Source organism: Sphingomonas mollis, assembly GCF_016427505.1.
Taxonomy (GTDB): domain Bacteria; phylum Pseudomonadota; class Alphaproteobacteria; order Sphingomonadales; family Sphingomonadaceae; genus Sphingomonas; species Sphingomonas mollis.
The window spans coordinates 35,381-47,959 of sequence record NZ_JAELXS010000009.1; the positions used below are offsets into that span (position 1 = coordinate 35,381).

Consider the following 12,579-nt stretch of genomic DNA (forward strand, 5'->3'; position numbering starts at 1 on the left):
CAATGTTTGGCGCAAAATACCAAGTTTGCGCAAGCCGCCACATCATCCATCGCAGCGGAAATCGCATTAGCCGCTGTTTTCTCACGTTTTTCAAAACTGGCACGCCCCCTGCAAAGCATCAGGTATCCCGCCGACAGCGCGGCCAACCAATTGATGGAGGCAATGATGTTCAACGACCTGACCCACAAGTTCGCCGCCCTCGCCCTCACCATCGTCATGAGCGCCACCTGCGTGCTCGCCGCCGTCGGTCCCGCCGCCCATGACGGTTCGATGAAAACGGGCGGGAATGCCGGCGCGGCAGTCGCCACGGCGGCCCGGTTCGTGGCATAAGGGCGTGAACGCCATTTCCGCCCCTCAGGAGTTCATGATGGGAATATTCAGCCGCACCCGCGACATCGTCGCCGCCAACTTCGCCGACCTGCTCGACAAGGCCGAAGACCCCGCGAAGATGATCCGGATGATTATCCTCGAGATGGAAGAGACGCTGGTCGAGGTTCGCGCCTCTGCCGCCCGCACCATCGCCGACCAGAAGGAAATGCGCCGGCACATCGCCAAGCTGGACCAGCTTCAGACGAACTGGACCGAAAAGGCGGAACTGGCGCTGTCGAAGGACCGCGAGGATCTGGCCAAGGCCGCCCTGATGGAACGCCAGAAGGCGGCCGACATGGCCGATCAGCTTAAGGCGGAGGTGCAGGTGCTCGACGACGGCCTGCGCGCGTCGGAAGAGGACATCGCCAAGCTGCAGGGTCGCCTGCGCGAGGCGCGCAACAAGCAGTCGACGATCCAGACCCGGCTGGAAAGCGCCAACAACCGCTATCGCCTGCGCGATGCCTATGCCGGCCCCAAGACGCAGGAGGCGTTCAGCCGCTTCGGCGAACTGGAACGCCGCGCCGACGAGGCGGAGGGCCGCGCCGAGGCGATGGGTCTTGGCGTCAGCAAGAGCCTGGAAGACGAGATCGCCGAGCTTCGCCAGAGCGACCGCGTCGATGCCGATCTGGCCGCGCTGAAGGCGCGACTGAACAAGTCGGAGGGCTGAGGCGATGGAAGACATTTTCGTACCGCTGATCGCGATCACGTCGATCTTCATCGGCCTGCCGTGGCTGATCCTGCACTATGTCTCGCAGTGGAAGCGGGCGCCGAAGATCACCGAGGAGGACGAACGGATGCTGGACGAGATGTACAATCTCGCCCGCCGTCTGGAAGATCGCCTCAACACCGTCGAACGGATCGTGGCCGCCGACAATCCCGACTGGAAGCCGGGCCTGAACGCCCCGCAGACGCCGACGCAATATCAGATCAACCGCAACCCCAATCTTGATCGGAGCAACTGAGATGGCTGCCCGTACCCAATTCTACCTGAACAAGCAGGATGCCAAGTGGAAGGGCGTCTGCGCCGGGATATCCGATTATACCGGTCTCGATGTCCTTTGGGTCCGCCTCGGCGTGGCCGGCATGACCGTCATCGCCCAGCAATGGTGGCTGGTCATCGCGTACATGATCGTCGCCTGGGTCGTCGATCCCAAGCCGATCGGGCTGTACGATACGCCGGACGATGCCAAGTTCTGGCAGGGCGTCCGCTCGAACCCGAAGCGGTCGAGCGCCGAGGTCCGGTCGAAACTGCGCGATATCGATCGCCGGCTGGCCGACATGGAAACCCACTACACCAGCCGCAACACCGCTCTCGCCAACGAGATCGACGCGCTGCGCTGACCCTTCGCCCGACGGCGAGACGACGAGATCAGGGAGGAAGACGATGGACTGGGGTGGACCGTTCTTCGTGCTGGCGATCATTGCCATGTCGACCGGCGGATGGGTCGTGAACAACTGGATACGCGCCAGGCATGGTTATGCGCCGAGCGACGACTGGGGCAACACCGACGATCCCGAGGCGCGCCGGCACATGAGGCTGCTGACGACCGAGAATGAAAAGCTGGTGGGCAAGGTCAGCCGGCTGGAGGAGCGGATCGCGGTGCTGGAACGCATCGCCACCGACCCCGCCGAACGCACCGCCCGCGACATCGACGCGCTGCGCTGAGAGGAGCCGCCATCATGCCATTCCCTTTCGATGCTTTCGTCCCCGTCGCGGTCATTCTGGGGCTGTCCGGAATCGGTGGCTGGGTGCTGACCACCTGGATGCGGATCAAGAACGGCTATCCGTTGGACGGCGCCTGGGGTCAGGCGGTCTATCCCCGCAAGGATCAGGAGACCGCCGAGCGGATCAAGCTGCTCAGTCAGGAGAACGCCCAGCTGCGCGCCGAACTGGGATCGATGAAGGACCGGCTGGTCGTCGAACGGATCGTGACCGACAGCGGCAACCTGTTGAGCCACGAGATCGATCGCCTTCGCAGCCATCCGAACTGAGGATCAGACCATGCAAAGCAGCGTTTTCCTCGCCTTTTTCTTCATCGTGGTGGGACTGCCCGTCATCCTCGGTGTCGGCGGCAACATGTTCAGCCGCTGGCTGAAGCACAAGGAACGGATGAGCGAGGTCATCACCCGGCAGACCGCCGAGAAGGCCGCGCAATATGCGGCGCATACCGAGCGGCTGGAACAGCGGGTCCGGGTGCTGGAACGGATCGTCACCGATCGCGGCATGGATCTGTCCGACGAGATCGAACGATTGCGCCGCGACCAGCCGGAACCGATCAGGCTGGGCTGACCAGCGTCAATTCAGGGAAGAACGAACATGAACCCCTTTTCGATGGTCGTCGCGATCGTCCTCATCGTCTCGATCGCCAAGGTCCTCTCACGGCGATACCAGTCACTCGGCCAGCAACAGCACCACCTCGTGCAAAGCGCCGACGCGATGCGCACGCAGGAAGAGATGCGGCAACTGAAGGAACGCGTCGCCGTGCTGGAACGCGTCATCACCGACAACCATGGCAGCCTGGGTCTCGATCGCGAGATCGAGCGGCTGCGCGACCGCTAGAAGGAGGCGGGTCATGATCGATCCATTCACCACCGTTACCCTGTCGCTTGCGGGCCTGACCGGCCTGGGCATGATCGTCGCGGGCGGCCTTGCCGGCTGGCGCGGCTGGCTGCAGCTGAAGCGCAACGAGATGGACCAGGGCGGCCACGCCCCCCTGCCCACCGCCGGCGCCCGCATCGAGATCGCCGACCTGCGCGAGCGGATCAAGAAGCTCGAAGCGATCGCGGCCGGCGTCGATCTCTAGGGATCGGCGTCCCCCACGCGGTCGCCACGGTTGTCGCGGCCCGCGCCAGCCGCTACCCGCCGGTGATGCCCAGCCTCACTGAAATTCACGACGAATACGACTTTCTCGACGCCGACGACCGTTATCGTCTGCTGATCGATCTGGGCAAGGCGCTGGAACCGATGCCGGACGCGCTGAAGACCGATGCGACGCTGGTCCGTGGTTGCTCCGCCTCCGTCTGGGTCTATCCGACCCGTGCCGACGACGGCACGCTGCACTTTCTGGCCGACTCGAACGCCGCGATCACCAAGGGCATCATCGCGCTGGTCCTGATCGCGGTGCAGGACCGGCAACCGGCGGCGATCCTGACCACGGACGTGGCAGGAGAACTGGCGCCGTTCGATCTCAGCCGGCAGTTGAGCTCGAACCGGACGCAGGGCATCCCCAACATGATCGCGCTGATCCACGAAACCGCCGCGCGCTACGCGTAGCAGCGGATACCTGCCGTTCCCCGGCGGAGGCCGGGGTCTAGTTGGGAAGGCCGCTGTAAGTCATCACGATAGTCCACCCGGCTGGACCCCGGCCGCCGCCGGGGAACATAAAGGTGACTACTCAGTCCGGTCGATAAATCCCAACCGCGCCACCACCGTATCGACCGGCTCACCCGGATCGACCACCAGCCACGCCGCCGGCCGTTCCGCATCGACCACCGCGACCGCGCGCTTCGGGCAGAGCTTCAGGCATTTCGTCTCGATTACCCCGAAATCAGCCTTCCGCCCCTTTCCCGCGCGCTGGCGCAGCACCTTGGTCAGCGACGTCCGACCGTCGTCGCCGAACCCGCCCGACACCTTCTTCGAACATTTACCGCACACCAGCACGACGCCGCGCCAGCGGCTCTTGGCGATGCGGATCAAGCGGCTGTCCGACGCTCTTCGGCGGCACGGAGGACTTCATAGGCGGCCTGCACCGCCTGAAACCGCACGGCGGCATCGGGATCGCCCGGCCGCACATCGGGATGGTTCTCCTTGGCCAGCTTGCGCCACGCGCCGCGGATTTCCTCGAAGCCGGCCTCTTCTTCCAGCCCCAGTGCGGTCAACGCACGGAGTTCGTCGCGCGACCGGCTGCCATCGCCCGGCCCGCTCCACGCGTAATGGCGCGACCGTTCGTACCCGGCCGCCGTGCCCGATTCGTCCGCCTCGCGCGCCGCCGCTTCCTCCGCCGACAGGCCCTCGAAATAGTCCCAGCCGCGATTGTATTCGCCGGCGTGAGTTTGGCAAAACCACCAGCGATCGGGGTTGTTGGGCGATTTCGGCGCAGGGCAATTGCCCGGTTCCTGGCAGCCATGCCGGTCGCACAGGCGCACGGTTTCCGCCTCGCGGCCGGCGCTATAGCCGCGCCATCGGGGAAAGCCCCAGTCGTTGGATCGTGTCGGGCGGTACGCCATAGCCTGCCGACATAGGCGTCCGATGCCGTGACGCAACCTCGATACGGTCGTTTCGGCCCTTCGCCGTTGCACGGGTTGCGATCGTCATCTATGCCCGGAGGCAGATGACAGATATGTCATGTTAAGTTCATGTCCGATACGGACATTGGCTTCGACACCTTAGCGACAGGAGCCCTGGTGCCGTCCTCGAAATCCTTGCTGGCCACCGCCCGTACCGACGTGCCGGCCTCCATCGTGGTGGCGCTCGTCGCGCTGCCGCTATGTCTCGGCGTCGCACTCGCCTCCGGTGCGCCGCTCTTCTCCGGCGTGATCGCGGGCATCGTCGGCGGCATCGTCGTCGGTGCCCTGTCGCGATCCTCCTTGTCCGTATCGGGACCGGCGGCGGGCCTGACCGTCATCGTCCTGACCGCGATCGAGAGCCTGCCCTCGTTTCAGGTATTCACGCTGGCGGTGATGCTGGCCGGCGTGTTGCAGCTGGGATTTTCGTTTACGAAGGCCGGCATCCTGGCCGAATTCGTGCCCTCGTCGGTCATCACCGGCATGCTGGCGGCGATCGGCCTGATCCTGATCCTGAAACAGATCCCCCACGCCGTCGGCTTCGATGCCGAGGCGGAGGGCATCTTCGAATTCAGCACCGAGGCCGGCGTCAACACCTTCTCGCGGATCGCGGAGAGCCTGACCGGCAGTATCACGCCGGGTGCCACGATCATCGCGCTGGTGTCGCTCGTGTTCCTGTTCTGGTGGGACGCCGCCCGGCCGAAGCAGGGGCCGCTGCGGTTCGTGCCGGGGCCGCTGGTCGTCGTGCTGATCGGCGTGCTCGGCAACGCGCTGCTCGGTGCAGTGAAGCCTGAGTGGCAGCTTGCCGCCAAGCACCTGGTGCAGGTGCCCAAGGCTGCGAATCCGTCCGAATTCATCGCGCTGTTCAGCCTGCCCGACTTCACCGCGATCGGCACCGGCGCGGTGTGGACCACCGCCGCCACGCTCGCCATCGTCGCCAGCCTCGAATCGCTGCTGAGCGTCAAGGCCGTGGACGAGATCGATCCCAAGCGCCGCACCACCGACAAGAACTGGGAACTGATGGCGCAGGGCGGCGGCAACATCGTCTCCGGCCTGATCGGCGGCCTGCCGGTCACGTCGGTCATCGTCCGCTCCTCGGCCAACGTCGATGCGGGCGCCGACAGCAAGCTGTCGACGATCCTGCACGGCACCTGGCTGCTGGTGTCGGTCGCGCTGATCCCCGCCGTGCTGAACCTGATCCCGCTGTCGGCGCTGGCCGCCGTGCTGATCGCGACGGGGTACAAGCTGACCAAGCCGAAGCTGTACATCGCCCGCTTCAAACAGGGCTGGACGCAGTTCGTGCCGCTGGTCGTCACCGTCGTCGCCATCCTGTTCACCGACCTGCTGGAAGGGATCATGATCGGCATGGTCGTCGGCTTCGTCTTCGTGATCGGGCGGAATTTCCGTACCGCGATCACGGTGGCGCATGACGGCGACGACTGGCTGGTCCGCGCCCGCCGCAACCTGTATTTCATCCACAAATATGAATTGCAGGAGCGGTTGGGGCTGGTGCCGGACGGCGCGAACCTGATGATCGACCTGACCTCGACCAGCTATGTCGACCTCGACAACATCGACATCATCAACGCCTTCATCAAGAACGCGCAGTATCGCGGCATCGGCGTCGTCGTGCGCGGTGACATCGCCGATCGCAGCGCGCCGTTGATCGACGCACCTGTTTCCGGGGTCCGGTTCGTATGAAACAGTCCAAGCAACTCCTGCTCGCCAACCGCGCCTGGGCGGTCGAGCTTACCGACGAGAATGCCGATTTCTTCAGCCGCAGCGTCGCCGGCCAGAAGCCGGAATTCATGTGGATCGGCTGTTCCGGCAGCCGGGTCAGCCCGGAACAGAAAACCCAGTCGCTGCCCGGCCGGATGGTCATCCACAGCAACATCGCCAATCTGGTCAATCCCGAAGACCTGAACCTGATGAGCACGTTGCAGCACGCCGTCGACGTGCTGGCCGTGCCCAACATCATCGTCTGCGGCCATCACGGTTGCGGCGGCATCAAGGCGACGCTGAGCGGCAGCGCCACCGGCCCCGTCAAGCGATGGCTGGAACCCGCCCATGCCGCGCTGTGCGATCATGCCGACGAGGTACATGCCCTGCCGGAGGGCGAGGCGCAGGTGAACCGGTTGGTCGAGGTCAACGTCCGCGACCAGCTCGTGAACCTCGCCCGCACCGACACCGTGCAGGCCGCGTTCGCACGTGGGCAGGACCTGACGCTGCACGGCTGGGTCTATGACATCCGCGACGGCCTGTTGAAGCCGCTGATGGAGATCGACCGCCACACCGCGCTGGATCAGGTCGGCCGACCGGAGCCGGTGCTGACGGTGTGATGTTCACCGCGCGACCGGCCTGATGAAGAGGCCGGTCGCCGCGATATCCTTCAGCTCCCCATGACGAATTTTATGTTTCGCCATAGCGCCCCACAGCCAAGCCCTCCGTCAGGCCGATAGCTTTTGGTAAAACGGGCGCCGGTGATGGTCTTCACACCGGCATCCGTGAAGACAAAGGCGGGGTAGCTGACGATTGCGCGCTGGTTCACGACGCGGCCATTGGCATCGACGTCGAACTCCGTCCGCGTCCAGCCCTCGAACCCCCAGCGCCGGGCTTCTTCCGGAAACGTGCCGCCCGCGCTCAGAAAGCGCGGTGGGGAATCGAGCAGGGCGCACTGACTGGCTTCCAGTCCGGTCTTCTCGAACGCTTGCCTCGCCGCGATCGTATCGCCGCTTGCCTGCGACCGTGACGCGATACGAACGAGCGCCCCGACCCGGAACGGATCGTTGGGCTTCAGGCCGGGATCGTCAGCGACCTGTCGCAGCAATGTCATGCCGCGCTCACCCTTTTGCGAATCGGCGAGGGTCAATCTCAACGCGCCACGTGCCTGCGCATCGTTGGCGAACAAGGGATCGGCCTGCAGCGGCTCGATGGCGCGCTGATAATCGCGATCCCGCCATGTCGCCGTGCCGGCCGTAGCCCGTTCGACCAGCGCCAGCCCCAATGATGCCGTGGCGGGTGCGGCGTTGGCCCGCGCAATCGACAGCGCCCGCACCGCAAAACCATGCGTCTCCTCACGACCGACCCGAGGATCGTTCATCAACGCGACGAGCAGCGGCAGGGAAGTCAGCGCATCGCCGTCTCCCCTGGCCTCTGCCGCGGCAAGGGCGGACCGGGATTTTGTCGTATCGGGCGCCTTCCCCTCTTCCACATCCTGATCCGACCGCAAGCCCTTCGTCGCCAGCCACGCGGTCAGGTCGTCAGCCAGCACGCGCGTCAACGTCGGGCGGGCAAACGCCGTCGTGCACCGTAATTCCACACGGACGTTGTGCCGGTAGAAAGCCGGCAATTGTTTTGCCTGTTCGGGCGACATGGACCAGTTGCGCGCGGCTCGGGCGAACTCCAGTCCCACCGCACCGCCGCCCGCAGCATAGACGGGCGTGGACCGGTCGACCTTGCCATCATCGGCGATCGAGAATTCCACGACCGCCATGTCGTTCGGTTTCAATCCGGCATCGCCCCCGCATTCGGGAACGGTCATGCCGCTGGCGGGATCGAAATCCGTGTTCGGTATCCGGCCGGCCCCGGTATAGGCCAGATACTCCCGCGCCCTGTCGGGCTGACCACCCAATATCAGGGCCAGCGCCGCATCGGCGCGCGCGGAAACGTCATTGAGGTCGGTCTGCATGGTCAACCCGCCCATCAGCTTAACCGCACGCTGCGATTCGCTTCTGGCGGTTGCGAGGTCGCCCGAATTGAGCGCGAGAACAGCGGCGCGGCGGGCAATCTGCGCGACCACCGCGGGTTCGACCTTGATGGCGGCGATCACCGTATTGGCGCGCGCCAGCGCAGCCTTCGCGCCTTCCGGATCGGTGAAGGTCAGGGTTTCGATCAGGCCGAACAGGCTGGTGAGTTTCTGCGCGGGAAGATCGGCCAGTTGCTCCGCCTGGGCAAAAGCGGTCGCCGCACCGGCGTAATCGAGCGCCGCCATGGCGACCCGGCCGATCGTGAAATAGGCATCGTATCGGTCGCCACGTAACGACGCGTCCGTCGTCGGCAGTTTTTCCAACCCGGCCCGCGCCGCGGCGACCGCATCGTCGCTGCGCCCCAGCTTCCACAGGACATTGCTCTTGCGCACCAGCACGATCGCATTGCTGCGCGTCCCCGGCTTCGTCCGCTTCTCCAGCGCCTCCCACGCGCCCAGCGCGGCGGCGTGATCGGTGCCGGCGTCCAGCGCCGCCGCCGCCTCGAAATCCTGCTGTACGGTACGTGCCGGCTGCTGCGCCGTGGCGGCCGACGCGAGCAACAGCCCGGCGCCGACGATCATTTTCCTGTTCACGCGAATCCCCATCCCGTTTGATCGGCGGCACCGTGGCGTGCGGGAAGATGAAACGCCAGAGGATCTGTAAGCCGGGTTCTGTCCTCCCCCAAAGGGGATGGGCGACCATTCCTCTACGACGACGCTTGCGCGCCGCCTCCAGCAACCAACCCGGACGGCAGGCGGAAACACGCCCGGACCTTGCGGCCCATGCCATCCCTATTCGGTCTTGCTCCCGGTGGGGTTTACCATGCCGCTTCCGTTACCGGTCGCGCGGTGCGCTTTTACCGCACCCTTTCACCTTGACGCTGCCGAAGCACTGGGCCGAAGCCGCACGCCGTCTACTCTCTGTGGCACTGTCCCTGGGGTCGCCCCCGCCGGGCGTTACCCGGCACCGTCGTTTCGTGGAGCCCGGACTTTCCTCGCGCGGCCCGAAAGCCGCCCGCGGTCGCCCGATCCTCTGGCGTCGGCAGGCCCTAGCGGGCGGGTCGCCGCCCGCCAAGCTCAATCGTCGCCTTGCGGCCTCGGCAGCAACAACGCCAGCAGGATCATCCGGCATTCGGCATCGATCTCGCCATCGATCAGTTCGGGGCGAAAGCGCCGCTGGAACGCCATGATCGCCGCCATCCGGTCGGTCACGTCGTAGCCGAACCGCTCCAGCGCCAGGCAGAATCCCGCCTCCGTCCAGTGCGGGTCCATCAAATTCCTGGTCGGCCGGGGCAGCGCCAGTCGCAACCGGGCCAGATCGTGCCACGGAAACAGCTCGCCCGGATCGCGCTTGCGCGCCGGGGCGATGTCCGAATGGCCGACGACGTTGCCGCGGGTGATGCGATGGCGCTCGACGATCACGGCCACCAGCGGGATCAGCGCCGACATCTGTTCGGCCGGAAACGGGCGATACCCCCAGTCATGACCGGGATTGACGATCTCGATGCCGATGCTGGCGGAATTGACGTCGTCGATCTCGCGCCAGTGCGACCGGCCCGCGTGCCAGGCGCGCTTGTCCTCGTCGACCATGCGCAGAATAGTGCCGTCCTCGGCGACCAGATAATGGCACGACACCTTGGCCGCCGGATCGCGCAGCCGGGCGATCGCGCCCTCCGCATCGGGCATGCCGGTGTAGTGGAGCACCAGCATCGACACGGGCAACGCGCGCTCGTCCCAGTTGGGGGACGGTGTGTCGATGATCGTCATGTCCGGCCGTTCTCCCGCATCGGGGCTTGGTGGCCGAAGATGCGCCCGCTCGCAAGCGATCAGGCCGCGTCGCGCTCCCGCTCCGCCGTGGTCCGCTCGTAAAACCCGCGAAACCGGCGGCTCGGCTCGAACAGGCCGGTCTGCCCGATCACCGTCTCGCCCGCGCCCAGCACCAGCGTGCCGCCCGGCTTCAGCGCGCCGGCGATCAGGGCGAAGACCTGCGCCTTGGCCGGCGGCGACAGATAGAGCAGGACGTTGCGGCACAGCACCACATCGAACTTGCCCGCCGGCCCCCGGTCGCCGACCAGATTGAGCCGCCGGAACTGGATCAGCCGGGTCAGCTCGGGCTTCGCGATCCAATCGGCGCCGTCGCCGTCGAACCAGTGCATCATCCGCCGGATCGGCAGGCCGCGCTGGATCTCGAACTGCGTGTACCGGCCCGCCCGCGCGCGGTTGAGCGCGGTGTCGGAGATGTCGGTGGCGACGATCTCCGGCACCGGCGTGCCGGTTTCCGCCTGTCGTTCGGCATAGAGCATCGCCAGCGATAACGGCTCCTGCCCCGTCGCGCACCCCGCGCTCCAGATACGAACGCGGCGGCCGTTCCCCTCATGCGCGACGATCGCCTCGGCCAGCTGGTCGAAGATCGGCAGGTCGCGATAGAACGAGCTTTCGCCGTTCACCAGCGCGTCGACGATCAGGTCGCCGACCGCCCGGTCGGTGCCGTCGAGCAACTGCATCACCAGCTGGTCGAGCGTGTCCAGCCCGCGGGCGCGCAGCAGCGGCTTCAACGCGGTATCCAGCCGCCACGATCGATAGCTGGACAATTGCTGGCCGGTCCGCGCCTCCAGCAGCGCCGCCAGCACGGTCATCGCCGATGGCGAACCGGGGATCGCCCCCACGACGGGCGGCGCCAGTGTCGCCGTCATGGCCGACGCCGCGTGGCGACCAGCCGGCCGATCGCGTCGGGGGGCAGCACCGCATCCGCCAGCCCCTGCATCGCGATCGCGCCCGGCATCCCCCAGACCACCGAACTCGCCTGATCCTGTACCACCACGCATCCCCCCGCCGCGCGAACCCGTCGCGCGCCCTCGGCGCCGTCGCGCCCCATCCCGCTCAGGACCACCGCCATCAGGCGGCGCCCGAACACCTCGGCCAGCGAGGACAGCATCGGATCGACCGACGGCAGGCAGCCGCTGGCCGCCGGGTCGGTGGTCAGTCGCACCGCCGCATTGCCCTCCCCCAGCGAGACGCAGCGCAGATGCGCGTCGCCCGGCGCCACGATCAGCCGGCCCGGCCTGATCCGCAGGCGATCGGTCGCGACATCGCACGGTCGCCCGGCCATCAGCGCCAGTTGCGCCGCGAAATAGGGCATGAAGGACGTCGGCAGATGTTGCGTCACCAGAATCGGCAGCCGGAACGTCGGCGGCAACGCGCGCAGCATCTGGCCGAGCGCGTGGATGCCCCCCGTGGACGCACCGATCGCGACGATATCATACGCGTCCTCGGCGGTGCGGGGCGGCGGCGCGACCGACGTCAGGGTGATCGGCGCCAGGGCGATCGGCGCCGGTGTCGGTGCCCGCCCCGTCGTCGATCGATCCGACAATCGCGACAGCCGATCGACCAGCCGCCGCCCGAAATCGGACGAAAGGCCACTCGCGTCCGGTTTCTCCAACGTATCGGCAGCGCCCAGCGCCAGCGCCTGCACGGTGGTCGCCGCACCATCGCCGGCGGAGGATGACACGATCACGATCCGCGCGCCGCGCCCTGCCGCCAGCATGTCGGGCAGCGCGGTCAGGCCATCGACACCGGGCAACGCCACATCAAGCAGGATGATGTCGACCGCCTCGTCGGTCAGGAACTGCAACGCCGCCGCGATGGTGCCGACCGCCGCCACCACCATGAACCGGCCATCCGCCTGGACCAGCCGGGTCAGCACAACCCGCGCGACGACCGAGTCGTCGACGATCAGCACGCGCACCGCCGGTGCCATCACGATCAGGGGTGCGAGCGCCATCGCCGGATCAGCCCGTTGGGGGGTTCAGGCGACGCCGACGATCTGCAGCTTGCTTTCCAGCGTGTCGCGATCGAACGGCTTCATCACATATTCGTCCGCGCCCGCATCGATCGCGGCACGGATGTACGCCATGCCGTTCTCGGTCGTGCAGAACACCACCTTGGGTCGCGTCGGGATCGACGAGTCGCGCAACGCGCGCAGGAAATCCATCCCGCTCATCACCGGCATATTCCAGTCGAGCAGGATCACATCGGGCGCGGACACCAGACATGCCTCCAGCGCCTCACGCCCGTCGCACGCCTCGCTGACCTGGAAATCCAGCGTTTCGAGGATGTGGCGCGCGACCTTTCGAATAACCTTGGAGTCGTCGACCACCAGACACGTCTTCATGCGAACAGCC

The 12,579-nt window shown here is 66.3% G+C and carries 19 protein-coding genes and 1 other RNA gene; 12 read left to right on the forward strand and 8 right to left on the reverse strand.

Annotated elements, in window-relative coordinates; all coding sequences use genetic code 11:
- Window positions 1-6 precede the first annotated feature (6 nt).
- The 10 genes from JAO74_RS15165 to JAO74_RS15210 all read left to right on the forward strand — a co-directional run bounded on the left by JAO74_RS15165 (window position 7) and on the right by JAO74_RS15210 (window position 3,643).
- A complete protein-coding gene (locus tag JAO74_RS15165; protein ID WP_199040347.1) occupies window positions 7-330 on the forward strand; it encodes a hypothetical protein in 324 nt (107 codons plus the stop codon).
- A 37-nt stretch (window positions 331-367) separates the two neighbouring features.
- Window positions 368-1,036 carry a phage shock protein PspA gene (gene pspA, locus JAO74_RS15170; RefSeq protein WP_199039985.1) on the forward strand — a complete coding sequence of 223 codons (669 nt, stop codon included), beginning with the start codon at window positions 368-370 and terminating at the stop codon, window positions 1,034-1,036.
- Window positions 1,037-1,040: 4 nt separating this feature from the next.
- The gene (gene pspB, locus JAO74_RS15175) at window positions 1,041-1,331 is read left to right on the forward strand and encodes an envelope stress response membrane protein PspB (RefSeq protein ID WP_199039987.1); all 291 of its coding nucleotides are present in this window, start codon (window positions 1,041-1,043) and stop codon (window positions 1,329-1,331) included.
- Window position 1,332: 1 nt separating this feature from the next.
- Window positions 1,333-1,710: an envelope stress response membrane protein PspC gene (gene pspC / locus JAO74_RS15180; RefSeq protein ID WP_199039989.1), complete on the forward strand. Its 378-nt coding sequence runs from the start codon at window positions 1,333-1,335 to the stop codon at window positions 1,708-1,710.
- Between the two features lie 43 nt (window positions 1,711-1,753).
- A complete protein-coding gene (locus JAO74_RS15185; RefSeq protein WP_199039991.1) occupies window positions 1,754-2,035 on the forward strand; it encodes a hypothetical protein in 282 nt (93 codons plus the stop codon).
- 14 nt (window positions 2,036-2,049) lie between these two features.
- Window positions 2,050-2,361 carry a hypothetical protein gene (locus tag JAO74_RS15190; protein ID WP_199039993.1) on the forward strand — a complete coding sequence of 104 codons (312 nt, stop codon included), beginning with the start codon at window positions 2,050-2,052 and terminating at the stop codon, window positions 2,359-2,361.
- A 10-nt stretch (window positions 2,362-2,371) separates the two neighbouring features.
- A complete protein-coding gene (locus JAO74_RS15195; protein ID WP_199039994.1) occupies window positions 2,372-2,659 on the forward strand; it encodes a hypothetical protein in 288 nt (95 codons plus the stop codon).
- A 27-nt stretch (window positions 2,660-2,686) separates the two neighbouring features.
- On the forward strand, window positions 2,687-2,929 hold the full coding sequence (locus tag JAO74_RS15200; RefSeq protein WP_199039996.1) for a hypothetical protein: 243 nt from the start codon (window positions 2,687-2,689) through the stop codon (window positions 2,927-2,929).
- Window positions 2,930-2,942: 13 nt separating this feature from the next.
- A complete protein-coding gene (locus JAO74_RS15205) occupies window positions 2,943-3,173 on the forward strand; it encodes a hypothetical protein (RefSeq protein ID WP_056525585.1) in 231 nt (76 codons plus the stop codon).
- Between the two features lie 65 nt (window positions 3,174-3,238).
- On the forward strand, window positions 3,239-3,643 hold the full coding sequence (locus tag JAO74_RS15210; RefSeq protein WP_199039999.1) for a SufE family protein: 405 nt from the start codon (window positions 3,239-3,241) through the stop codon (window positions 3,641-3,643).
- A gap of 117 nt (window positions 3,644-3,760) precedes the next feature.
- Here the strand turns inward: JAO74_RS15210 and JAO74_RS15215 are convergent, their stop codons facing one another.
- Both JAO74_RS15215 and JAO74_RS15220 read right to left on the reverse strand, forming a co-directional pair.
- A complete protein-coding gene (locus JAO74_RS15215; RefSeq protein WP_199040002.1) occupies window positions 3,761-4,066 on the reverse strand; it encodes a (2Fe-2S) ferredoxin domain-containing protein in 306 nt (101 codons plus the stop codon).
- Entirely contained in the window at window positions 4,063-4,596 is a 534-nt protein-coding gene (locus JAO74_RS15220; RefSeq protein WP_199040005.1) for a J domain-containing protein, read from the reverse strand. Before JAO74_RS15220 ends, JAO74_RS15215 begins: the two co-directional genes overlap by 4 nt.
- A gap of 177 nt (window positions 4,597-4,773) precedes the next feature.
- On the opposite strand from JAO74_RS15220, the gene JAO74_RS15225 reads away from it, so the two are divergent.
- Together JAO74_RS15225 and JAO74_RS15230 are read left to right on the forward strand one after the other, a co-directional pair.
- Window positions 4,774-6,354: a SulP family inorganic anion transporter gene (locus JAO74_RS15225; RefSeq protein ID WP_199040011.1), complete on the forward strand. Its 1,581-nt coding sequence runs from the start codon at window positions 4,774-4,776 to the stop codon at window positions 6,352-6,354.
- A complete protein-coding gene (locus JAO74_RS15230) occupies window positions 6,351-6,992 on the forward strand; it encodes a carbonic anhydrase (RefSeq protein ID WP_199040013.1) in 642 nt (213 codons plus the stop codon). The genes JAO74_RS15225 and JAO74_RS15230 overlap by 4 nt, the downstream gene beginning before the upstream one ends.
- A gap of 50 nt (window positions 6,993-7,042) precedes the next feature.
- On the opposite strand, the gene JAO74_RS15235 is transcribed toward JAO74_RS15230, so the two are convergent.
- From JAO74_RS15235 to JAO74_RS15260, 6 genes are all read right to left on the reverse strand, one after another.
- Window positions 7,043-8,992 carry an energy transducer TonB gene (locus JAO74_RS15235; protein ID WP_199040015.1) on the reverse strand — a complete coding sequence of 650 codons (1,950 nt, stop codon included), beginning with the start codon at window positions 8,990-8,992 and terminating at the stop codon, window positions 7,043-7,045.
- A 51-nt stretch (window positions 8,993-9,043) separates the two neighbouring features.
- An RNA gene (gene rnpB, locus JAO74_RS15240) (RNase P RNA component class A) lies at window positions 9,044-9,435 on the reverse strand.
- Between the two features lie 40 nt (window positions 9,436-9,475).
- On the reverse strand, window positions 9,476-10,165 hold the full coding sequence (locus JAO74_RS15245) for an N-acetylmuramoyl-L-alanine amidase (protein WP_199040017.1): 690 nt from the start codon (window positions 10,163-10,165) through the stop codon (window positions 9,476-9,478).
- A 59-nt stretch (window positions 10,166-10,224) separates the two neighbouring features.
- Complete coding sequence (locus tag JAO74_RS15250) at window positions 10,225-11,091, reverse strand: CheR family methyltransferase (protein ID WP_233151069.1); 867 nt, start codon at window positions 11,089-11,091, stop codon at window positions 10,225-10,227.
- Window positions 11,088-12,179 (reverse strand): chemotaxis protein CheB, encoded by a 1,092-nt coding sequence (locus JAO74_RS15255; RefSeq protein ID WP_233151070.1) that lies wholly within the window; start codon window positions 12,177-12,179, stop codon window positions 11,088-11,090. Before JAO74_RS15255 ends, JAO74_RS15250 begins: the two co-directional genes overlap by 4 nt.
- Window positions 12,180-12,203: 24 nt before the next feature.
- Entirely contained in the window at window positions 12,204-12,569 is a 366-nt protein-coding gene (locus JAO74_RS15260; protein WP_199040019.1) for a response regulator, read from the reverse strand.
- Window positions 12,570-12,579: the final 10 nt, after the last annotated feature.